Annotated in this window: 20 protein-coding genes and 1 tRNA gene; 6 read left to right on the plus strand and 15 right to left on the minus strand. The window is 70.6% G+C overall.

Annotation, left to right across the window (positions count from 1 at the left end; translation table 11 throughout):
- The first annotated feature begins 1 nt into the window (after nucleotide 1).
- Nucleotides 2–985: an ABC transporter ATP-binding protein gene (locus ACZ518_RS13090; protein ID WP_469113119.1), complete on the plus strand. Its 984-nt coding sequence runs from the start codon at nucleotides 2–4 to the stop codon at nucleotides 983–985.
- Nucleotides 982–1,698, plus strand: coding sequence for an ABC transporter ATP-binding protein (locus tag ACZ518_RS13095; RefSeq protein ID WP_469113120.1), 717 nt, complete (start codon nucleotides 982–984; stop codon nucleotides 1,696–1,698). Before ACZ518_RS13090 ends, ACZ518_RS13095 begins: the two co-directional genes overlap by 4 nt.
- Nucleotides 1,699–1,760: 62 nt before the next feature.
- On the opposite strand, the gene ACZ518_RS13100 is transcribed toward ACZ518_RS13095, so the two are convergent.
- Nucleotides 1,761–2,387, minus strand: coding sequence for an ANTAR domain-containing response regulator (locus tag ACZ518_RS13100; RefSeq protein WP_469113471.1), 627 nt, complete (start codon nucleotides 2,385–2,387; stop codon nucleotides 1,761–1,763).
- 126 nt (nucleotides 2,388–2,513) lie between these two features.
- Between ACZ518_RS13100 and ACZ518_RS13105 the strand changes: the two genes are divergently transcribed.
- Together ACZ518_RS13105 and ACZ518_RS13110 are read left to right on the plus strand one after the other, a co-directional pair.
- Nucleotides 2,514–2,588 (plus strand) — tRNA-Leu (locus ACZ518_RS13105).
- Between the two features lie 260 nt (nucleotides 2,589–2,848).
- Nucleotides 2,849–3,100, plus strand: coding sequence for an EF-hand domain-containing protein (locus tag ACZ518_RS13110; protein ID WP_469113121.1), 252 nt, complete (start codon nucleotides 2,849–2,851; stop codon nucleotides 3,098–3,100).
- 67 nt (nucleotides 3,101–3,167) lie between these two features.
- Here the strand turns inward: ACZ518_RS13110 and pyk are convergent, their stop codons facing one another.
- Nucleotides 3,168–4,595: a pyruvate kinase gene (gene pyk / locus ACZ518_RS13115; protein WP_469113122.1), complete on the minus strand. Its 1,428-nt coding sequence runs from the start codon at nucleotides 4,593–4,595 to the stop codon at nucleotides 3,168–3,170.
- Nucleotides 4,596–4,729: 134 nt separating this feature from the next.
- On the minus strand, nucleotides 4,730–5,440 hold the full coding sequence (locus ACZ518_RS13120; protein WP_469113123.1) for an SIMPL domain-containing protein: 711 nt from the start codon (nucleotides 5,438–5,440) through the stop codon (nucleotides 4,730–4,732).
- Between the two features lie 141 nt (nucleotides 5,441–5,581).
- Here ACZ518_RS13120 and ACZ518_RS13125 point away from each other — a divergent pair, with 141 nt between their 5' ends.
- A complete protein-coding gene (locus ACZ518_RS13125) occupies nucleotides 5,582–7,378 on the plus strand; it encodes a bifunctional metallophosphatase/5'-nucleotidase (protein WP_469113124.1) in 1,797 nt (598 codons plus the stop codon).
- A 66-nt stretch (nucleotides 7,379–7,444) separates the two neighbouring features.
- On the opposite strand, the gene ACZ518_RS13130 is transcribed toward ACZ518_RS13125, so the two are convergent.
- The 7 genes from ACZ518_RS13130 to ACZ518_RS13160 form a co-directional block, all read right to left on the minus strand.
- Nucleotides 7,445–8,854, minus strand: coding sequence for a lysine N(6)-hydroxylase/L-ornithine N(5)-oxygenase family protein (locus tag ACZ518_RS13130; RefSeq protein WP_469113125.1), 1,410 nt, complete (start codon nucleotides 8,852–8,854; stop codon nucleotides 7,445–7,447).
- A complete protein-coding gene (locus ACZ518_RS13135) occupies nucleotides 8,851–10,248 on the minus strand; it encodes a pyridoxal phosphate-dependent decarboxylase family protein (protein WP_469113126.1) in 1,398 nt (465 codons plus the stop codon). The genes ACZ518_RS13130 and ACZ518_RS13135 overlap by 4 nt, the downstream gene beginning before the upstream one ends.
- 201 nt (nucleotides 10,249–10,449) lie before the next feature.
- The gene (gene gap / locus ACZ518_RS13140; protein WP_469113127.1) at nucleotides 10,450–11,445 is read right to left on the minus strand and encodes a type I glyceraldehyde-3-phosphate dehydrogenase; all 996 of its coding nucleotides are present in this window, start codon (nucleotides 11,443–11,445) and stop codon (nucleotides 10,450–10,452) included.
- 103 nt (nucleotides 11,446–11,548) lie between these two features.
- Entirely contained in the window at nucleotides 11,549–12,505 is a 957-nt protein-coding gene (locus ACZ518_RS13145; protein ID WP_469113128.1) for a GlxA family transcriptional regulator, read from the minus strand.
- Between the two features lie 86 nt (nucleotides 12,506–12,591).
- On the minus strand, nucleotides 12,592–15,102 hold the full coding sequence (gene pepN / locus ACZ518_RS13150) for an aminopeptidase N (RefSeq protein ID WP_469113129.1): 2,511 nt from the start codon (nucleotides 15,100–15,102) through the stop codon (nucleotides 12,592–12,594).
- Nucleotides 15,103–15,207: 105 nt separating this feature from the next.
- Nucleotides 15,208–15,528, minus strand: a complete 321-nt coding sequence (locus ACZ518_RS13155; RefSeq protein WP_125605821.1) for a chorismate mutase — start codon at nucleotides 15,526–15,528, stop codon at nucleotides 15,208–15,210.
- 280 nt (nucleotides 15,529–15,808) lie between these two features.
- Nucleotides 15,809–16,627, minus strand: coding sequence for a S1 family peptidase (locus tag ACZ518_RS13160; RefSeq protein ID WP_469113130.1), 819 nt, complete (start codon nucleotides 16,625–16,627; stop codon nucleotides 15,809–15,811).
- 204 nt (nucleotides 16,628–16,831) lie between these two features.
- Between ACZ518_RS13160 and ACZ518_RS13165 the strand changes: the two genes are divergently transcribed.
- Nucleotides 16,832–17,518, plus strand: a complete 687-nt coding sequence (locus ACZ518_RS13165; RefSeq protein WP_469113131.1) for an HAD family acid phosphatase — start codon at nucleotides 16,832–16,834, stop codon at nucleotides 17,516–17,518.
- A gap of 57 nt (nucleotides 17,519–17,575) precedes the next feature.
- Here ACZ518_RS13165 and ACZ518_RS13170 read toward each other — a convergent pair whose 3' ends face one another.
- The 5 genes from ACZ518_RS13170 to ACZ518_RS13190 all read right to left on the minus strand — a co-directional run bounded on the left by ACZ518_RS13170 (nucleotide 17,576) and on the right by ACZ518_RS13190 (nucleotide 19,963).
- Complete coding sequence (locus ACZ518_RS13170; protein WP_469113132.1) at nucleotides 17,576–17,851, minus strand: hypothetical protein; 276 nt, start codon at nucleotides 17,849–17,851, stop codon at nucleotides 17,576–17,578.
- 68 nt (nucleotides 17,852–17,919) lie between these two features.
- Complete coding sequence (locus tag ACZ518_RS13175) at nucleotides 17,920–18,099, minus strand: FAD-binding protein (protein ID WP_469113133.1); 180 nt, start codon at nucleotides 18,097–18,099, stop codon at nucleotides 17,920–17,922.
- Nucleotides 18,033–18,515, minus strand: a complete 483-nt coding sequence (locus tag ACZ518_RS13180; RefSeq protein WP_469113472.1) for a 2Fe-2S iron-sulfur cluster-binding protein — start codon at nucleotides 18,513–18,515, stop codon at nucleotides 18,033–18,035. Before ACZ518_RS13180 ends, ACZ518_RS13175 begins: the two co-directional genes overlap by 67 nt.
- A 63-nt stretch (nucleotides 18,516–18,578) precedes the next feature.
- The gene (locus ACZ518_RS13185; RefSeq protein ID WP_469113134.1) at nucleotides 18,579–19,247 is read right to left on the minus strand and encodes a DUF4360 domain-containing protein; all 669 of its coding nucleotides are present in this window, start codon (nucleotides 19,245–19,247) and stop codon (nucleotides 18,579–18,581) included.
- Nucleotides 19,248–19,288: 41 nt separating this feature from the next.
- Complete coding sequence (locus ACZ518_RS13190; RefSeq protein ID WP_469113135.1) at nucleotides 19,289–19,963, minus strand: DUF4360 domain-containing protein; 675 nt, start codon at nucleotides 19,961–19,963, stop codon at nucleotides 19,289–19,291.
- Nucleotides 19,964–20,166: the final 203 nt, after the last annotated feature.

Here is a 20,166-nt window from a genome sequence, read left to right on the forward strand (position 1 = left end):
CATGACCACCACCACGACCGAAACGGCCACCGCCGAGACCGTCCTCGACGCCCGCGGTGTCACGATGCGCTTCGGCGGCCTCACCGCCGTCAAGAACGTCGACCTCACCGTCCGCAGCGGCGAGATCGTCGGCCTCATCGGCCCCAACGGTGCCGGCAAGACCACCTTCTTCAACTGCCTCACCGGCCTCTACATCCCCACCGAGGGCGAAGTCCGGTACAAGGGCACGGTCCTGCCCCCCAAGTCCTTCAAGGTCACCGCGGCCGGCATCGCCCGCACCTTCCAGAACATCCGTCTCTTCAACAACATGACGGTCCTGGAAAACGTCCTCGTCGGACGCCACACCCGCACCAAGGAAGGCCTCTGGTCCGCCCTCCTGCGCCTTCCCAGCTTCGGCAAGGAGGAGCAGGCCAGCCGCGAGCGCGCCATGGAGCTCCTGGAGTTCATCGGCCTCGCCGACAAGGCCGAACACCTGGCCCGCAACCTCCCCTACGGCGAGCAGCGCAAGCTGGAGATCGCCCGCGCCCTCGCCAGCGACCCGGGCCTCATCCTCCTGGACGAGCCCACCGCCGGCATGAACCCGCAGGAGACCCGGGCCACCGAGGAACTCATCTTCGCCATCCGGGACATGGGCATCGCCGTACTCGTCATCGAGCACGACATGCGCTTCATCTTCAACCTCTGCGACCGCGTCGCCTGCCTGGTCCAGGGCGAGAAGCTCATCGAAGGCACCGCCGGCGAGGTCCAGAGCGACGAGCGCGTCGTCGCCGCCTACCTCGGCGAGCCCTTCGAAGGCGCCCCCGGCGCCGAAGAAGCCGCCGAAGTAGAGGCCGCCGAGGAAGCCGCCGAGGCCGAGGTCGTGGCCGAAGCCGAGGCCGCCGTCGAGGCCGTCGAGGCCGCCGAGGACGAAGCCGCGGAATCCGCCGACAGCACCGCGACCGGCGAGGCGGACAGCACCACCAGCACGGACGGAGAGGCCAAGTGACCGCACTCCTGGAGGTCGAGGACCTCCGCGTCGCCTACGGCAAGATCGAAGCCGTCAAGGGCATCTCCTTCAGCGTCAACGAGGGCGAGATCGTCACCCTCATCGGCACCAACGGCGCCGGCAAGACCACCACCCTGCGGACCCTGTCCGGCCTGATCAAGCCCAAGGGCGGCCAGATCAAGTTCCAGGGCAAGTCGCTGAAGAAGGTCCCCGCGCACGACATCGTCTCGCTCGGACTCGCCCACTCCCCCGAGGGGCGGCACATCTTCCCGCGCATGTCGATCGAGGACAACCTCCTCCTCGGCGCCTTCCTCCGCAGCGACAAGGAAGGCATCCAGAAGGACGTCCAGCGCGCCTACGACCTCTTCCCGATCCTGGGAGAGCGCCGCAAGCAGGCCGCCGGCACCCTCTCCGGCGGCGAGCAGCAGATGCTCGCCATGGGCCGCGCGCTCATGTCGCAGCCGAAGCTGCTCATGCTGGACGAGCCCTCGATGGGTCTCTCCCCGCTGATGATGCAGAAGATCATGGCGACCATCGCCGAGCTGAAGGCGGCCGGCACCACGATCCTGCTGGTCGAGCAGAACGCCCAGGCCGCGCTGTCGCTGGCCGACCAGGGCCACGTCATGGAGATCGGCAAGATCGTCCTGTCGGGCCCGGGCCGCGAGCTCCTCGTCAACGAGGACGTCCGCAAGGCCTACCTCGGCGAGGACTAGCCGACAGAAGCCGTGAGGCCCGTCTCCCCTCGGGGGGAGACGGGCCTCACGCGTGTCCGGAACTACTTCCCGGCGTTCTGCTTCTTCTCCTCGGCGTCCTCGATGACCGCCTCGGCGACCTGCTGCATGGACATGCGGCGGTCCATGGAGGTCTTCTGGATCCACCGGAACGCGGCCGGCTCGGAGAGCTTGTACTCGGTCTGCAGGATGCTCTTGGCCCGGTCCACGAGCTTGCGGGTCTCCAGGCGCGCGGAAAGGTCCGCGACCTCCTTCTCCAGCGCCTTCAGCTCGGCGAACCGGGACACGGCCATCTCGATGGCCGGGACGACGTCGCTCTTGCTGAAGGGCTTGACCAGGTACGCCATGGCCCCCGCGTCCCGCGCCCGCTCGACGAGGTCGCGCTGCGAGAACGCGGTGAGCATGAGCACGGGGGCGATGGACTCCTCCGCGATCTTCTCGGCGGCGGAGATCCCGTCGAGGACGGGCATCTTCACGTCGAGGATCACCAGGTCGGGCCGGTGCTCCCGGGCCAGCTCGACGGCCGTCTGCCCGTCCCCGGCCTCGCCCACGACGGAGTAGCCCTCCTCTTCGAGCATCTCTTTCAGGTCGAGACGGATGAGCGCCTCGTCCTCGGCGATGACGACGCGGGTCGTCAGCGGCGGAACGTGCGACTGGTCGGCGTCGGGCATGGGCGTCGACTCGTGCTCGGCGGTCACGGAGGCTCCTCTTTACGGGGCATATCAAGCTCCCCCGAGCCTACCTAGCTACGGTAAGGTGGACACGCAGCGGGTCAGGGGTAACCTTCGATTCGCCGGGCCCCGGTAGCCCAATTGGCAGCAGGCGATGGATTCAAAACCCATACAGTGTCGGTTCGAGTCCGACCCGGGGCACTTTTCCTTCTTTTCCAAGGTCACGCGAATATCGCGTGACCTTCACTCGTTTCAGCGAAGCGTAGCCAAATGCGGCACGTGAGCGAATTTCGCACGACAGCGTCGCTCGCATGTACGAACGGGCTCAACCACCGGAAGGAATCCGTCGCGCTCATGGACGCCCACGTCGGGCCGGAGTTCTGATCGGTGCCGGGGGTGGCGGCGGGGTCGGTGCCCTAGGTTGAGGGGGACAACGGTGTTCGTGGTGGAGGGACGTTTCGGTGAGCGAGAAGGCTCGGAAGCTGTTCGATGCGCTGGATCTGAACCATGACGGGGAGCTGACCAGGGCTGAGGTGATTTCGGCGTTGCGGGACAAGGGGCCGACGTTGGCGGCTCGGGGGGATCTGCCGTTCTGGGGGCTCGGGGACCCGGATGCGTCGTCGGCGTTGTTCGATGCGGCGGACAAGAACGGTGATGCGGTGTTGTCGTTCGAGGAGTTCGAGGCCGAGGTGGACCGGCGGTTCGGCTGGTAGGGCAGGGAACGTGAAGCGCCGCCGGCCTCCTGTGGGGGTTCCGGCGGCGCTTGCGTGTGCGGGGGGGTCAGCGGACGGGGTCGCCGATGTGGTGGATGCGGACGAGGTTGGTCTTGCCGGTGACGCCGGGGGGTGAGCCGGCGGTGATGACGACGACGTCGCCGGGGACGCAGCGTCCGATGCGCAGGAGTTCCTCCTCGACCTGGGCGACCATGGCGTCGGTGGAGTCGACGTGGGGGCCGAGGAAGGTTTCGACGCCCCAGGTGAGGTTGAGCTGGGAGCGGGTGGCGGGGTCTGGGGTGAAGGCGAGGAGGGGGATGGGGCTGCGGTAGCGGGAGAGGCGGCGGACGGTGTCGCCGCTCTGGGTGAAGGCGACGAGGAATTTGGCGCCGAGGAAGTCGCCCATCTCGGCGGCGGCGCGGGCGACGGCTCCGCCCTGGGTGCGGGGCTTGTTGCGTTCGGTGAGGGGCGGGAGGCCCTTGGCGAGGATGTCCTCTTCGGCGGCTTCGACGATCCGGGCCATGGTGCGGACGGTGTCGATGGGGTGTTTGCCGACGCTGGTCTCGCCGGAGAGCATGACGGCGTCGGTGCCGTCGATGACGGCATTGGCGACGTCGGAGGCTTCGGCGCGGGTGGGGCGGCTGTTGTCGATCATCGAGTCGAGCATCTGGGTGGCGACGATGACCGGCTTGGCGTTGCGCTTGGCGAGTTTGATGGCGCGCTTCTGGACGATGGGGACTTGTTCGAGGGGCATTTCGACGCCGAGGTCGCCGCGGGCGACCATGATTCCGTCGAAGGCGGCGACGATGTCGTCGATGCTTTCGACGGCCTGGGGCTTCTCGATCTTCGCGATGACGGGGAGGCGTCGGCCTTCCTCGTCCATGATGCGGTGGACGTCTTCGACGTCGCGGCCGGTGCGGACGAAGGAGAGGGCGATGACGTCGGCGCCGGTGCGCAGGGCCCAGCGGAGGTCTTCGATGTCCTTGTCGGAGAGGGCGGGGACGGAGACGGCGACGCCGGGGAGGTTGAGGCCCTTGTGGTCGGAGACCATGCCGCCTTCGATGACGCGGGTGTGGACGCGGGGGCCGTCGACGGAGGTGACTTCGAGGGTGACGCGGCCGTCGTCGACGAGGATGCGTTCGCCGGTGGTGACGTCGTCGGCGAGGCCCTTGTAGGTGGTGCCGCAGGTGTGGCGGTCGCCCTGGTGGTCTTCGACGGTGATGGTGAATGCGTCGCCGCGTTCAAGGAGTACGGGGCCTTCACGGAAGCGGCCGAGGCGGATCTTCGGGCCTTGAAGGTCGGCGAGGACGCCGACGCTGCGGCCGGTCTCGTCGGAGGCCTTGCGTACGCGTTGGTAGCGCTCCTCGTGTTCGGCGTAGGTGCCGTGGCTGAGGTTGAGGCGGGCGATGTCCATCCCGGCTTCGACCAGGGCTTTGATCTGGTCGTATGAGTCGGTGGCGGGGCCCAGGGTACATACGATTTTCGCTCGGCGCATGGGGCGAGCGTATGCCCTACCGGGGGGTAGGAAATGAGGGAAGGGCGTCTCCCCAACGACCTTTGAGCGAAAGCTTGTTGACATTATTTGAATGTGCGTGGGGGTGCTCTGATGAGCACCCCCGAGGGGGTTTTTCAGAGCCGGGGCGGGGTCATGGTGAAGCGGGCGTTGACCTGGGCGAAGACGGTCTGGCGCTGGGGTTCGAGGTCGAGGGGCGGGGCGCCGGCGTCCTCGGCGGGGGCGGCGAAGGCCATGGTGCGCATTCCCCCGCCGGGGCGGGGGTAGGGGGCCGCGTCCTCGGCTCCGAGGTCGGCGAGTTCGACGAGGGCGGCGAGGTCGGCGCCGAGGGCGTGGGCGTATTCGCGGGCGCGCTGGACGGCTTCGAGTACGGCTTGGCGGCGGGCTTCGCCGTGGGCGGGTGAGGTGGGGCGCAGGGCCCACCAGGGGCCGTCGACCTGGGTGAGGTCGAAGTCGGCGAGGCGGGTGGTGAGTTCGCCGAGGGTGGTGAAGTCGTTGAGTTCGGCGGTGACGTGGACGCGGCCGTGGTAGGTGCGGATGCGTTCGCCGCGGCCGTGGCGGGTGAGTTCGGGGGTGATGGAGAAGGAGCCGGTTTCGATCTTCTCGACGGGTTCGCCGTAGCTCTTGAGGAGTTCGAGGACGGTGTTGTTGCGGCGGGTGAGGTCGTCGAGGGCGGTGCGGCGGTCGGTGCCTCGGGCGCTGACGGTAATGCCGATGCGGGCGATCTCGGGGTCGACTTCGAGGCGGGCTTCTCCGCGGACGGCGACGCGGGGGACTTCGGGGGTTCCGTAGGGCTGGTGGGCGGCGTTCGGGACGTCCTGGGTCATGGTTTCACTCTCGCACCGTCGCCCGTTCGGGTCTGGTCATCGGATCGAAACCTGAGGGGGGTGTTGCGGCTTGTTACTGGTGGGTCAGAATCTACGCGCGTCGTTCACGCTTCGTAACACGCCTCACAAGGGGAGATGGCAATGGCGTTTGACCGTAGGACGTTCATGGGGGCTTCGGCCGCCACGGGTGCCGCTGTGGCGATGACGGGGGCCACGAGCTCTCCGGCCGCCGCCTCGGCCGCGCCGTCGAAGGCTTCCAAGACGTACGCGTTCACCGTGATGGGTACGACCGATCTGCACGGGAACGTCTTCAACTGGGACTACTTCACGGACAAGGAGTTCGACGACAAGGCGCACAACGACGTCGGTCTGGCGAAGATCTCGACGCTGGTGGAGCAGGTCCGCGCGGAGAAGGGGCGTTGCAACACGCTGCTGATCGACGCGGGTGACACGATCCAGGGGACGCAGCTTTCGTACTACTACGCGAAGGTGGATCCGATCACGGCGCGGCGTGGTCCGGTGCATCCGATGGCGCAGGCGATGAACGCGATCGGGTACGACGCGGCGGCGCTGGGGAACCACGAGTTCAACTACGGCATTCCGGTGCTGCGGAAGTTCGAGGAGCAGTGCGACTTCCCGCTGCTGGGGGCGAACGCGCTGGACGCGAAGACGCTGCGGCCGGCGTTCCCGCCGTACAGCATGCACCGGCTGCGCACCCCGCACGGGCGGGACGTGAAGGTGGCGGTGCTGGGTCTGACGAACCCGGGGATCGCGATCTGGGACAAGGCGAACGTGCAGGGGCAGATGACGTTCCCGGGTCTGGAGGAGCAGGCGGCGAAGTACGTGCCGAGGCTGCGGTCGATGGGTGCGGACGTGGTGATCGTGTCGGCGCATTCGGGGTCGAGCGGTACGTCCTCGTACGGTGACCAGCTGCCGTACGTCGAGAACGCGGCGGGTCTGGTGGCGGAGCAGGTGCCGGGCATCGACGCGATCCTGGTGGGGCACGCGCACACGGAGATCCCCGAGTACCGGGTGAAGAACAAGGCGACCGGCAAGGACGTGGTGCTGTCGGAGCCGCTGAAGTGGGGTCAGCGGCTGACGCTGTTCGACTTCGAGCTGTCGTGGGAGCGGGGCCGCTGGTCGGTGGCGAAGGTCTCGGCGAAGGTGCTGAACTCGAACACGGCGGCCGAGGACCCGAAGATCACGCGGCTGCTGTCGGACGAGCACCGCAAGGTGGTGTCGTACGTCAACCAGGTGATCGGGACGTCGACGCAGGCGATGTCGTCGGCCGAGGGGCCGGTGAAGGACGTGCCGATCATCGACCTGATCAACCACGTGCAGGCGGAGACGGTGAAGGCCGCCCTGGCCGGTTCCGAGTGGGGTGCGCTGCCGGTGCTGTCCCAGGCGTCCTGCTTCTCGCGGACGGCGGCGATACCGGCCGGCCAGGTGACGATCAAGGACGCGGCGGGGCTGTACCCGTTCGAGAACACCCTGGAGGCGCGTCTGCTGACGGGTGCGCAGCTGAAGGACTACCTGGAGTACTCGGCGCGGTATTACGTGCAGACGGCTGCGGGTGGTGCGGTGGATCCGGCGAAGCTGACGAACGCGGAGAACATCCCGGACTACAACTACGACGCGGTGTACGGGCTGACGTACGACATCGACATCGCGCAGCCGGTGGGTTCGCGGATCACGGGGCTGTCGTTCGCGGGGAAGCCGGTGGATCCGGCGGGGCAGTTCGTGTTCGCGGTGAACAATTACCGGGCTTCGGGTGGCGGGGCGTTCCCGCACGTGCCGAAGGCGAAGCAGTTGTGGGCGAACTCGGACGAGATCCGCAACACGATCATCCAGTGGGTGAAGGCGAAGGGCACGGTGGATCCGGCTCGGTTCGCTTCGGTGGACTGGCGGCTGACGCGGGCGGGCGTGCCGGTGTTCTAGGCGTTCGTGCCGTCCTGCGGCGTGTGTGCGGCCGGGTCCTGCTGTGGCGGGTCCCGGCCGTTCGCGTCACGGGTGGTCGACGAGGGGGCGGAGTCCGACCGGCGGGTGGGGGCGGGTGGGGGTGCGCTGTTCGAGGCCGAAGGTGGTGAAGGCGGTGCGGTGGGGCTGGGGGTAGGGCTCTTTGCCGGTGAGGGTGTTGAGGATGGCGGCGCTGCGCCAGGCGGCGAGGCCGAGGTCGGGGGTGCCGACGCCGTGGGTGTGGCGTTCGCCGTTCTGGACGAAGACGGTTCCGCTGACGGAGGGGTCGAGGATCATGCGGTAGCGGTCGTCGATGCGGGGGCGGCCGGAGGAGTCCTTGCGCATGTAGGGGTCGAGGCCGGCGAAGAGGCTGGTGAGGGGGCGTTCCTTGTAGCCGGTGGCGAGGACGACGGCGTCGGTGGTGAGGCGGGAGCGGGTGCCCTGCTGGGTGTGTTCGAGGTGGAGTTCGACCTTGGTGGTGGCCACCCGGCCGGCGGTGCGGACGGTGACTCCGGGGGTGAGGACGGTGTCGGGCCAGCCGCCGTGGAGGGTGCGCCGGTAGAGCTCTTCGTGGATGGCGGCGATGGTGGCGGTGTCGATGCCCTTGTGGAGTTGCCATTGCGCGGGGACGAGGCGGTCGCGGACGGGTTCGGGGAGGTCGTGGAAGTAGCGGGTGTAGTCGGGGGTGAAGTGTTCGAGGCCGAGCTTGGAGTACTCCATGGGGGCGAAGGAGGGGGTGCGGGCGAGCCAGGTGAGGCGTTCGCGGCCGGCGGGGCGGGTGCGGAGCAGGTCGAGGAAGACTTCGGCTCCTGACTGGCCGGAGCCGATGACGGTGACGTGTTCGGCGCCGAGGATGCGCGTGCGGTTGTCGAGGTAGTCGGCGGAGTGGATGACGGGGACGGTGGGGGCGTCGGCGAGGGGGCGCAGGGGTTCGGGGACGTAGGGGGCGGTGCCGATGCCGAGGACGAGGTTGCGGGTGTAGGTGCGGCCGAGGGCTTCGGCTTCCCCGTCGGTGTCGAGCTGGGTGTAGTCGACTTCGAAGAGGTCGCGTTCGGGGTTCCAGCGGACGGCGTCGACCTGGTGGCCGAAGTGCAGGCCGGGGAGGCGTCCGGCGACCCAGCGGCAGTAGGCGTCGTATTCGGCGCGTTGGATGTGGAACTGCTCGGCGAAGTAGAAGGGGAAGAGCCGTTCCTTGTGCTTGAGGTAGCTGAGGAAGGTCCAGGGGCTGGCGGGGTCGGCGAGGGTGACGAGGTCGGCGAGGAAGGGGACCTGGAGGGTGGCTCCGTCGAGGAGGAGTCCGGGGTGCCAGCGGAAGTCGCGGCGCTGGTCGTAGAAGGCGGTGGCGAGGCGGTCGACGCCTTGTTGGGGGAGGCCGTGGGCGAGGGCGGCGAGGGAGAGGTTGAAGGGGCCGATGCCGATTCCGACGAGGTCGTGGGGTGCATCGTGCTGGGCGGTCATCGGTGGGTGCTGCCTTCCAGGAGGGCGACGAGGGTGTCCAGGTCCCGCGTGGTGGTGTGGGGGTTGAGCAGGGTCGCCTTGAGCCATAGCCGGCCGTCGGCGGTGGCGCGGCCGAGGACGGCGGTGCCGTCGTGGAGGAGGGTGCGGCGCAGGGCGGCGAGGCGGTCGTCGTCGGTGGGGGTGGGCCGGAAGAGGACCGTCGTGATGGTGGGGTGCGCGTGGAGTTCGAAGCCGGGGTGTGCGTCGAGGGTTTCGGCGAGCCGGTGGGCTGTGGCGCAGGTGTGGTCGATGAGCCGGGCGAGGCCGTCGCGGCCGAGTGAGCGGAGGGTGGCGGCGATCTTGAAGGCGTCGGGGCGGCGGGTGGTGCGCAGGGAGCGGCCGAGGAGGTCGGGGAGGCCGGCTTCGGTGTCGTCGGTGGCGTTGAGGTAGTCGGCCTGGTGGGCGAGGGGTGCCAGGAGGGTGGTGTCGGGGACGGCGAGGAGGCCGGCGGCGACGGGTTGCCAGCCGAGTTTGTGCAGGTCGATGGTGATGGACCGGGCTCGGTGGAGGCCGTTCAGCTTGGTGCGGTGGCGGGGGCTGAAGGTGAGGGCTCCGCCGTAGGCGGCGTCTACGTGGAGTTCGGCGCGGTGGCGTTCGCAGACGTCGGCGAGGGCGTCGAGGGGGTCGATGAGGCCTGCGTCGGTGGTGCCGGCGGTGGCGGTGACGAGGGCGGGGCCGGGGGTGTCGGCGAGGGCCGCGTCGAGGGTGGCGGGGTCGAGGGTGCCGGTGGGGGTGGGGAGGGAGGTGGCCGGGGGGAGGCCGAGGAGCCAGGCGGCGCGCGGGACGGAGTGGTGGGCGTTGGCGCCGTGGAGGACGGTGAGGCGGGGGCCGTGGCGTTCGCGGGCGAGGAGCAGGGCCAGCTGGTTGGCTTCGGTGCCGCCGGTGGTGAGGAGGGCGTCGGCGCGGGGGGTGTCGTAGAACTCGGCGGCGAGGGTGCGGGTGAGGAGGGCCTCGATGGCGGAGGCGGCGGGGGCCTGGTCCCAGGAGTCGAGGGAGGGGTTGAGGGCGCTGACGGCGAGGTCGGCGGCGGCCGCGACGGCGAGCGGGGGGCAGTGCAGGTGGGCGGCGCAGAGGGGGTCTGCGGGGTCTGCGGCGCCGGCGGCGAGGGTGTGCACGAGGGTGGCCAGGGCTTCGTGGGCGCCGGTGCCGTGGGCGGGGAACACGTCGCCCAGTGCGGCCCGGACGCGGGCCGTGGTGGCGTCGGGGCCGCCGGCGGGGAGGGGGCCTTTGCGTTCGGCCGCGCCGGTGTGGAGGGCGGTGAGGACGGTGTCGAGGAGGGGGCGCAGCGTTTCTGCTGCGTGGGGGCCGCCGGCGAGCGGGGGCGCGGGGGCGGGCGCGGGCCCTGGCTCGGTCATCGGTCCTCCTGCTGTCACCGGGGTGGGCGGGACACCCGACCGGTACAACGATCAGACCCGAATGGGGTAACCGGTCGGGGCCGGTGGGTTGTCGGCCGGTGACTGGAGAGGGCGGCCGGGGTTGGTTCTGGGCATGGCTGAGCGCCGCAGTTGCCAGGTCAGTACCAACTGCGGCGCTCGGTATGGGGCCCTGAGGGCGGGTTACTTCGCCAGGAGGGTGAGGGTGTCGATCACGCGGTTCGAGAAGCCCCACTCGTTGTCGTACCAGGCGACGACCTTGATGTGGCGGCCCTCGACGCGGGTGAGCTCGGAGTCGAAGATCGAGGAGGCGGGGTTGCCCGTGATGTCGGAGGAGACCAGCGGGTCGTCCGAGTATTCGAGCACTCCGGCCAGCGGGCCCGCGGCGGCGGTGCGGTAGGCCTCCAGGACCTGCTCGCGGGTCACGTCGCGGGCGACGGTGGTGTTGAGCTCGACGATGGAGCCCACCGGTACGGGTACGCGGATCGAGTCGCCCGACAGCTTGCCGTCGAGCTGCGGCAGGACCAGGCCGATGGCCTTGGCGGCGCCCGTCGAGGTCGGGACGATGTTGACGCCGGCGGCGCGGGCGCGGCGGGGGTCGCGGTGCGGGCCGTCCTGGAGGTTCTGCTCCTGGGTGTAGGCGTGCACCGTGGTCATGAAGCCGTGCTCGATGCCGGCGAGGTCGTCCAGGACGGAGGCCAGCGGCGCGAGGGCGTTGGTCGTGCAGGAGGCGTTCGAGACGACCGTGTGCAGTTCCGCGTCGTAGGCGTCGGTGTTGACGCCGTACGCGAGGGTGACGTCGGCGCCGTCGGAGGGGGCGCTGACGAGGACCTTGCGGGCGCCGGCCTTGATGTGGGCGCGGGCGGCCTCGGCGGAGGTGAAGCGGCCGGTGGCTTCGAGGACGAGGTCGACTTCGAGGTCGGCCCACGGCAGCTGGGCGGGCTCGCGTTCGGCGAGGACCTTGATGCGGTGGCCGTCGACGACGAGGACGTCGCCTTCGACGGTGACCGGGCGGCCGAGGCGGCCGGAGGTGGTGTCGTAGGCGAGCAGCCGGGCGAGGGTGGCGGGTTCGGTGAGGTCGTTGATGGCGACGACCTCGAGGTTGCTGTCGCGTTCGAGGAGCGCGCGCAGCACGTTGCGTCCGATGCGGCCGAATCCGTTGATGGCGATGCGAGTCATGTGTGCCAGTCCCTTCTGTTCGCGCCATCAGGTTCGCGTGTGGCGTGCGGGCGTGACAGGGGCGAGATCGCCATGGTTCGAAAGGATCCCGCCAGGGGTCGGGTCAGTCGCCCTGGGTGAAGGTGCGGCGGTATTCGGTGGGGGTGGTGTCGAGGATGCGCTGGAAGTGGAGGCGCAGGTTGGCGCCGGTGCCGAGGCCGACGTCGGCGGCGATCTGTTCGACTCCGCGTTCGGAGCGTTCGAGGAGTTCGCGGGCGAGGTCGATACGGGCGCGCATGACCCATTGCATGGGGGTGTATCCGGTGTCTTCGACGAAGCGGCGGGAGAAGGTGCGGGGGGACACGGCGGCGTGCTGGGCGAGGGTTTCGAGGGTGAGGGGTTCGGCGAGGCGGTGCAGGGCCCATTCGCGGGTGGCGGCGAAGCGTTCGCCGAGGGGTTCGGGGACGCTGCGCGGTACGTACTGGGCTTGGCCGCCGCTGCGGTAGGGGGCGGCGACGAGGCGGCGGGCGGCGTGGTTGGAGGCGGCGACGCCGAGGTCGCGGCGCAGGATGTGCAGGCACAGGTCGATGCCGGAGGCGGCGCCGGCGGAGGTGAGGACGCTGCCCTCGTCGACGAAGAGGACGTTCTCGTCGACGTGGACGTGGGGGTGTTTGGCGGCGAGGGCGCGAGCGTAGTGCCAGTGGGTGGTGGCGCGTTTGCCGTCGAGGAGGCCGGTGGCGGCGAGGGCGAAGGCTCCGGTGGAGATGGCGGCGAGGCGGGCGCCGCGCCGGTGGGCGGCGGTCAGCGCGTCGAGGACGGGCTGGGGCGGGTCGTCGCGGTCGGGGAAGCGGTAGCCGGGGACGAAGACGATGTCGGCCCAGGCGAGTGCGTCGAGCCCGTGGGTGACGTAGTAGGAGAGTCCGTCGCCGCCGGTGACGAGTCCGGGTGCGGCGCCGCAGACGCGGACTTCGTACGGCATGCTCGCGCGGGTCGTGAAGACCTGTGCGGGGATGCCGACGTCGAGCGGTTTGGCCCCCTCGAGGACGAGAACGGCGACGCGATGCAGGTGGGAGGGCGGCACGGGACGAAGCGTACGCGGACGGGGCGGGGCCCGTCGGGCGGCCGGGGTGGTGGCGTGGCCGCCCGACGGGTGGGGTGCGTACGGGGTCAGGCGCCGCGGACGCGCAGGGCGCGGGCGAGGTCGTCGAGCTGGTCGACGAGGACGCGGCGCAGCATGGGGATGATCTCGGGGTCTTCGAGGCAGGTGTGGCCGGTCCGGAGGTTGGCGGGGTCGACGGCGTGGGCGGGGAAGGCCCAGCGGCCGGCTGCTTCGCCGATGGCGGGCCCGCGGCGGGTGGCGAGGGCGACGGCTTCGGGGTAGTAGCGGGGGACGTAGTCGCGTACGAGGTCGGCCTGTTCGGGCTGCCAGAAGCCGTGGGCGGTGGCGGTGAAGAGGTAGTTGGACAGGGTGTCGTCGTGGAAGAGGCGCTGCCAGGCGGCGGCCTTGGCCTCGGGGGTGGGGAGGGAGGCGTGGCAGCGGGCGGCGCCCTGCTGTCCGGTGGCGCTGGGGTCGTCGGCGAGGGCGGTGTCGATGGCGGCTCCGTCGACGGCGCCGAGTACGGAGAGGCGGGCGAGGATGCGCCAGCGGAGTTCGGGGTCGAGTTCGGGGCCGCCGGTGACGGTGCCGTCGGCGAGCCAGGCGGCGATGGTGTCGGGCTGGGTGGCGCTGTCGATGAGGGTGCGTACGGCAGCGAGGCGCAGGCCCGGGTCGGTGCCGTCCTCGGTGCGGCGCAGGAGGTCGCGGGTGGCGGTGGTGATGAGGCCGAGGGCGGTGTCGCGGTCGGCGGGGGCGACGTAGCGGTCGGCGATCTGGGTGCGGGCGAAGCCGAGGACGCCTTGGACGACGGCGAGGTCGGATTCTTCGGGGATGTGGGCGGCGAGGGTGTGGAGGTAGTCGGCGGGGTCGAGTTCGCCGTCGCGGACCATGTCGCGCAGGGAGCCCCAGACGACGGCGCGGGTGAGGGGGTCGGGGATGCGGGAGAGGCCGCGGAGGGCGGTTTCGAGTGAGGTTCCGTCGAGGCGGATCTTGGCGTAGGTGAGGTCGCCGTCGTTGAGGACGAGGAGGTCGGGGCGGGGGCCGGCGGAGGAGAGGACCTCGTCGGTGGGGACGTCGAGGTCGAGGAGTTCGGTGCGTTCGAGGGTGCCGTCGGCGGCGCGGGCGTAGGTGCCGGCCTGGATGCGGTGGGGGCGGCTGCCGTGGCGGTCGACGGTGAGGGTCCAGCCGCCGGGGCTGTCCTGGATGCGGGGGGTGAGGGTGTCGGTGCCGGTGGTGCGGAGCCAGGTTTCTGCCCAGGCGTGGACGTCGCGGTCGGTGTGGGCGGCGAGGGAGTCCACGAAGTCGGCGAGGGAGGCGTTGGCGAACTTGTGGCGGGTGAAGTGGGTGTTGATGCCGGCGAGGAAGTCCTTCTCGCCGAGCCAGGCGACGAGCTGGCGGAGGGCGGAGGCGCCCTTGGCGTAGGAGATGCCGTCGAAGTTGAGGAGGGCGGAGGCGGTGTCGGGGACGTCGTCGGGGCCGGGGGCGACGGGGTGGGTGGAGGGGCGCTGGTCGGCGGCGTAGCCCCAGGGCTTGCGTTCCATGCCGAATTCGGTCCAGGTGCCGGTGAAGCGGGTGGCTTCGGTGAGGGTCTGGTAGCCCATGTATTCGGCGAAGGACTCGTTGAGCCAGATGTCGTCGAACCAGGCGAGGGTGACGAGGTCGCCGAACCACATGTGGGCCATCTCGTGGGCGATGACCATGGCGCGGCGCTGGCGTTCGGTGTCGGTGACGGCGGAGCGGAAGACGAATTCGTCGCGGAAGGTGACGAGGCCGGGGTTTTCCATGGCGCCGGCGTTGAACTCGGGGACGAAGGCCTGGTCGTAGGAGTCGAAGGGGTAGGGCTCGGTGAACTTCTCGTGGTAGCGGTCGTAGCAGGCGGTGGTGACGGAGAGGATCTCGTCGGCGTCGGCGTCGAGGTGGGGGGCGAGGGACTTGCGGCAGTGGATGCCGAAGGGGAGTCCGGCGTGGGTGGTGATGACGCTGTGCCAGGGGCCTGCGGCGACGGCGGCGAGGTAGGTGGAGATGACGGGGGTGGCGGCGGAGGTCCAGAGGCCGGCGCCGTCGTGCTCGCGGTCGCCGGTGCGGGTGGTGATGCCGTTGGCGAGGACGGTCCAGTGTGCGGGGGCGGCGACGGTGAACTCGAAGACGGCCTTCAGGTCGGGCTGGTCGAAGGCGGGGAAGACGCGCTGGACGTCGTCCATGAACATCTGGGAGTAGACGTACGTCTCCCCGTCCGCGGGGTCGGTGAAGCGGTGCAGTCCCTCGCCGGTGCGGGAGTAGCGCATGCGGGCGTCGATGCGCAGCTCGTGGGGGCCGGGGGTGAGGCCGGTGAGCGGGAGGCGGTTGTCGGTGAGGGTGGCCGGGTCGAGGGGGTTGCCGTCGAGGGTGGCGGTGCGCAGCTCTTCCGGCTTGAGTTCGACGAAGGTGTCTCCGGTCGTGCGGGCGGTGAACCGGATGACGGTGGCGGAGTCGAAGGTCTCGTCGCCGGTGGTGAGGTCGAGGCTGACGACGTAGTCGTGGACGTCGAGGAGCTGGGCTCGGAGCTGCGCTTCGTTGCGCGTCAGTGCGGACATGCGGCCCATGCTGCCGGATGGCCGCGTCTGCTCCCAGGGGTTTCGCGGGCGGGTGGGGCGGGTCCCGGCCGGGGTGGTGCGGCCGGGGCCGGGCGGGTGCCCGGCCCGGTGCCTCTACTCCTCGCCGGCGGCGATGGTCTCGTGGTGGCGGATGACTTCGGCGATGATGAAGTTGAGGAGTTTTTCGGCGAAGGCCGGGTCGAGTTTGGCGTTTTCGGCGAGCTGGCGGAGGCGGGCGATCTGGCTGGCCTCGCGGCCCGGGTCGGCCGGGGGCAGCTGGTGCTTGGCCTTGAGGTGGCCGACCTGCTGGGTGCACTTGAAGCGCTCGGCGAGCATGTGGACCACGGCCGCGTCGATGTTGTCGATGCTGTCGCGCAGGCGGGACAGTTCGGCGGTGACGTTCTCGTCGATCTCGTCGATGTCGCTGTTGTTCATGGTTCCCGAGCTTACGTGGCGGGCGTCGCCGGCACCTCTGCCAGTCGGTCCGTGAGACGGGGCCGGGGGTCGGGGCCGGGGGCGCCACTGTCGCGCGCCGATGCCGCTGGATTCCTCCCGTGGGACCGGCGCGCGCTGCCGCCCGCAACCACAGGGCGGCGGGCGGCGGGCGGCGCGGATATCGACGTCAGGGGCGTTCGGGACATTGCGCCTCGCCCTTCCGGCCGGTTCGGGTCCGGCCGGAAGGACGAGCGGGAGCGGCCGGGGGCCGCCCGGGCGCCTACAGGGTGGCCGCGGCGGCCTTGATGTCGGCGGCGAAGGTGGAGACCTCGGTGTACACGCCGGGGTAGCCGGCGCGGGCGCAGCCCTCGCCCCAGCTGACGATGCCGACCTGGATCCAGGCGTTGTTGTTGTCGCGGCGGAACATGGGGCCGCCGGAGTCGCCCTGGCAGGTGTCGACGCCGCCCTGGTCGTAGCCGGCGCAGATCTCCTCGGCGGGGACGAGGTCGTTGCCGTAGGAGCTCTGGCAGGAGGCGTCGGAGACGAAGGGGACCTGGGCCTTGAGGAGGTAGCGCTGCTGGCCGCCGCCTTCGCGGGCGGCGCCCCAGCCGGCGACGGTGAAGGTGCCGTTGTCGTAGGCCTTGGTGTCGGCGATCTTGAGGGTGGGCAGGTTGACCGGCTTGGCGAGCTTGATCAGGGCCCAGTCCCTGCCCTTGCCGTTGTAGCCGGGGGCCTGGAGCACCTTGGTGGACTTGACCTTGATGGCGCTGCTGCTCTGGAGGTCGACGACGCCGGCGGTGGCGGTGATGGAGGTGTTGTTGCCGGAGCCGCTGACGCAGTGGGCGGCGGTGAGGACGATCTGCTGGGTGTAGAGGGCTCCGCCGCAGCCCATGGAGAGGCGGACCATGAAGGGGAACTCGCCCTGTGCGGCGCGGGTGCCGCCGACGACGGGGGTGGGTGAGGCGTTGGCTCCGGCGGGCTGGAGGCTGACGGCGGCGAGGGTGACGGCGCCGACGGCGAGGGCGCGCTTGACGATCCTGCCAAGGGTGGTCACGGTCAACACACTGCCTTTCGTGGGGGGTTGGGCTGTGCGTGCCATCGGGTGAATGACGCGTCCATGACACATCCGGCCCCGGGCCGCCATCAAGAACGCCTTTTCGGACAAGTTCCGGCGCCACTCCGGAAGTGGAAGATCATTCACCGGGCGGTCACAAAATGTTTCCTACCGGCCAGTAGACATGGGTGCGGTTCTGGCCAACCCTGGTCACGTACATGCCAAGTCGTGACCGAGGAGCGCCCCCACATGCGCAGCACCCCCCGCACCCGCACGTCCCGTACCGCAGCCGCCGCCGTGGCCGTCGCCGCCGCCGTGCTGACCCTGCTTCCGGCCACCGCCGCCGAGGCGGCCCCCGCCGCCCCCGCGCCGGTCCCGGCGCCGGTCACCGCCGCCGCCATCACCTCCGCGCCCGGCGGCAACGCGGCGATCCTCGGCATCGACTACGCCACCTGGCAGCGCGACGTGGCCGCCGTGATCGACGCCGCGCGCCCCGCCATCGAGCGGCGCATCGCCGCCTCCCCGGCCGGCGAGAAGCCCGCGATCGTCCTCGACATCGACAACTCGTCGCTGGAGACGGACTTCCACTGGTTCTGGACCTTCCCCACGCCCGCGATCGAGAAGGTCCGCGCACTGACCCAGTACGCGGACCAGCGCGGCGTGGCGATCTTCTTCGTCACCGCCCGCCCCGGGATCGTGTACTCGATGACCGAGCGGAACCTGAAGTCGGTCGGCTACCCGGTCAGCGGGCTGTACGTGCGGGACCTGCCCGCCCTGTTCGAGCAGGTCAGCGCCTACAAGACGGCCAAGCGGGCCGAGATCGAGGCGCGCGGCTACACGATCATCGCCAACATCGGGAACAACGAGAGCGACCTGGCCGGCGGGCACGCCGAGCGCACCGTGAAGCTGCCGGACTACGGCGGCAAGCTGTCCTGACCCGGCACGCCCGGGCGGCCGCCCACCCGGCGGCCGCCCCGCTCCGGCGCCGCCGGCTCAGCCGCCGCAGCCGTAGAGGCGGCTGCCGCAGCTCTCCTCGCGCGTCCAGTCGGTGCCGCCGGAGTCGCCGTCGCCGGGTACCCCGGGCTCGTCGAGGAGGAACACGAGCAGGATGCCGAACAGGACGGGGACGCCGAAGAAGATGGCCAGCATCCACCAGCCGATGGCGTCCTGGACACCCTGGAGGTCCGGATCCCACAGGACCCAGAGCTGCGCCGCCCACACGGCGGCGTTCAGCCCCAGGTAGACCCCTGTCCAGCGTTCTTCCTTCATGCCCCACCCCCGTCACCGCCGTATCGGGCATATGTTCCCGCGGCCCGGCAACGGAACACGTGACTCCGTCAGGGGCCGCCGGCTGCGGCGCCCCGATCCCCCGCGATGGCGTTGACCGCCGCCCAGGCGAAGGCCCTCGCCGGGCCGATGCTCGCCCCCGGGCCGGGGCAGGTGCCCCCCATCACCGCCGCCGACCAGTTCCCGGCCGCGTACAGGCCCGGGACCGGGGTGGCGTCCCCGCGCAGCACCCGGCTGTCCGCCCCCCGACCTGGAGCCGGCGGTGCCGGCGCGGGCGATGGACAACATGATGGGCCGGCTGCGGTTCAGCGAGTGGATGTAGCGGGTAGTCATATGGCAGCGCACGAGAAGGGCTCCGGCCCCGACCCCTCGCCAGGGGGCCGGGCCCGGAGCCCATTTGCCGTTCGGGCCAGGGGTCGTACGTGATCCGGACCCGGTCGGTCAGCGGCAGCGCCTGGCAGGCCAGGACGTACCCGCCGGTCAGGTCCTCGCCGTCCAGGACCTCGTTGCGGGCCGTCCTCACCTCGCCCTCCGCCACCCGGCAGCGGCAGGCGCCGCAGGCTCCCTCCCGGCAGGAGTACTGGCCTGCATGACGGGCGACGAGAGGCCGACGTTGTGGCCGGTCACGGCGGCGCCGTCGGCGCAGCGGCGGCGGACGTTCGGGAGCCGGTGTTCCCGCTGAGCGGGAACACCGGCGGAAAGGCGCGCGCTAGCTCTTCTTCGGGCCGCCGGGGCAGACCTGCCAGGCGAGGTGGTAGAGGGTGCTGACGCTGGCGTCGGTGGAGTCCATGGCCATGAAGCTCGTGGTCTGGGGGCTGGAGGTGCCGGCGTTCACGCGCAGTTCGGTGTTGATGTTGAAGTTGCGCTTTTCACCGCACGGGGCCCAGACGAGGTCTGCGTATTCCGTCTTGTCGCTCGTCTGCCAGTTGTCGTTGAGGGGGCCGGTGAACTGGTGGGTCCGCTGCGACGTCTGCGGCATTCCCTGGAAGTAGTAGTTCGCCCTTTCCTGGCCGGACGCGCCGGGCTGGAGGAATGCGAATCCGCGGTAATCGGCCTGCACGATGGCGTAGGTGAAGCCGGAGGGCACGTGGACGCGGAGATTGAGCTGGCAGTTCTTGCGGAAGCCGGTCGGCGGGGCGCCCGGGCCGACCTGGGCCATGTAGTCGCTGTAGGTGACGGTGAAGGCGGTGTTGTCGGGGGCGACGGCGACCTGGGCGGTGCCTTCGCGGCAGCCGGAGCCGTTGACGGTGGCGAGCTCGATCACGATCTTGTCGGGCGGGACGGTGATCGGGCCGCCGGCGACGGCGGGGGTGGACGCGGTGACCAGTGCGGCGGCCGCGGCGCCGATGAGCAGTGTGCGGGTCCTGGGGCGAGACATCGTTGTCACTCCTGACCTCCGGGTGGCTTCGGGCGCTGGCGTCAGCGGACGGGGCATTCCTTCCACTCGAAGTGGTAGACGGTGCTGACGCTGCCGTCGGTCGAGTCCATGCTCATGAAGCTCAGCGCCTGCGGGCTGGAGGTGCCGCCGTAGACCCGCAGTTCGGTGTTGACGTTGAGGTTGCGCTCCTCACCGCAGGGGGCCCAGACGAGGTCTGCGTACTCGGTCTGGTCGCCGGCCTGCCAGTTGTCGGTGAAGGGGCCGTTGAACTGGTGGGTGGTGCGGGCCGTCTGGGCGTTGCCCTGGAAGTAGTAGTTCGCGCGCTCCTGGCCGTAGGCGCCGCGCTGGAGGTGGGCGAAGCCGCGGTAGTCGGCGCGGGCGATGGCGTACGTGAACCCCTGGGGGACGTGGATCCGCAGGGCCAGCTGGCAGTTCTTGCGGAACTCGGTGCCGCCGGAGCCGGCGCCGGTCTGGGCGAGGTAGTTGCTGTAGGTGACGGTGAAGGCGGTGTTGTCGGAGGCGGCGGCGACGGTGGCGGTGCCCTGGGGGCAGCCGGAGCCGTTGACGCCGACGACGTCGACGGTGATGCGGCCGGGCGGCGGAATGGACGGGGGGCCGGCCTGGGCGTGCGCCTGGGCCTGCGCCTGGACGGGTGCGGCCAGGGCCGACAGCACCGTGATGGCTGCGCCGACGGCGATTCTGCGGAGCGGCGGCATGTTGGGTTCCCCATTCGTCGGGAATTCGGCGTGGACATGCCATCACGCTGCCGCTGGGGTGGGGAGGGCGTGATACGGCCAAGGCCGTTCCGGGGTGTTCCCGGGCCCCATTCCTGGCCGGAACCGGCGGAGCGGGCTCGTCCGCCGCGCCGCCCATCAGCCCGGGGACGGCGGCCCTGATCCACCCCGCCGCCCACGATGGC

It is taken from the genome of Streptomyces sp. NPDC033966 (assembly GCF_055575955.1).

What these genes read in the sequence shown, in the direction of transcription:
- ACZ518_RS13155 (WP_125605821.1), bottom strand. Translation starts at nt 15,528, where the DNA reads ATGAACAACAGCGACATCGACGAGATCGACGAGAACGTCACCGCCGAA.
- ACZ518_RS13090 (WP_469113119.1), top strand. Translation starts at nt 2, where the DNA reads ATGACCACCACCACGACCGAAACGGCCACCGCCGAGACCGTCCTCGAC.
- ACZ518_RS13135 (WP_469113126.1), bottom strand. Translation starts at nt 10,248, where the DNA reads ATGACCGAGCCAGGGCCCGCGCCCGCCCCCGCGCCCCCGCTCGCCGGC.
- ACZ518_RS13190 (WP_469113135.1), bottom strand. Translation starts at nt 19,963, where the DNA reads ATGCCGCCGCTCCGCAGAATCGCCGTCGGCGCAGCCATCACGGTGCTG.
- ACZ518_RS13170 (WP_469113132.1), bottom strand. Translation starts at nt 17,851, where the DNA reads ATGAAGGAAGAACGCTGGACAGGGGTCTACCTGGGGCTGAACGCCGCC.
- ACZ518_RS13125 (WP_469113124.1), top strand. Translation starts at nt 5,582, where the DNA reads ATGGCGTTTGACCGTAGGACGTTCATGGGGGCTTCGGCCGCCACGGGT.
- gap (WP_469113127.1), bottom strand. Translation starts at nt 11,445, where the DNA reads ATGACTCGCATCGCCATCAACGGATTCGGCCGCATCGGACGCAACGTG.
- ACZ518_RS13130 (WP_469113125.1), bottom strand. Translation starts at nt 8,854, where the DNA reads ATGACCGCCCAGCACGATGCACCCCACGACCTCGTCGGAATCGGCATC.
- ACZ518_RS13165 (WP_469113131.1), top strand. Translation starts at nt 16,832, where the DNA reads ATGCGCAGCACCCCCCGCACCCGCACGTCCCGTACCGCAGCCGCCGCC.
- pyk (WP_469113122.1), bottom strand. Translation starts at nt 4,595, where the DNA reads ATGCGCCGAGCGAAAATCGTATGTACCCTGGGCCCCGCCACCGACTCA.
- ACZ518_RS13160 (WP_469113130.1), bottom strand. Translation starts at nt 16,627, where the DNA reads ATGGCACGCACAGCCCAACCCCCCACGAAAGGCAGTGTGTTGACCGTG.
- ACZ518_RS13120 (WP_469113123.1), bottom strand. Translation starts at nt 5,440, where the DNA reads ATGACCCAGGACGTCCCGAACGCCGCCCACCAGCCCTACGGAACCCCC.
- pepN (WP_469113129.1), bottom strand. Translation starts at nt 15,102, where the DNA reads ATGGGCCGCATGTCCGCACTGACGCGCAACGAAGCGCAGCTCCGAGCC.
- ACZ518_RS13185 (WP_469113134.1), bottom strand. Translation starts at nt 19,247, where the DNA reads ATGTCTCGCCCCAGGACCCGCACACTGCTCATCGGCGCCGCGGCCGCC.
- ACZ518_RS13100 (WP_469113471.1), bottom strand. Translation starts at nt 2,387, where the DNA reads ATGCCCGACGCCGACCAGTCGCACGTTCCGCCGCTGACGACCCGCGTC.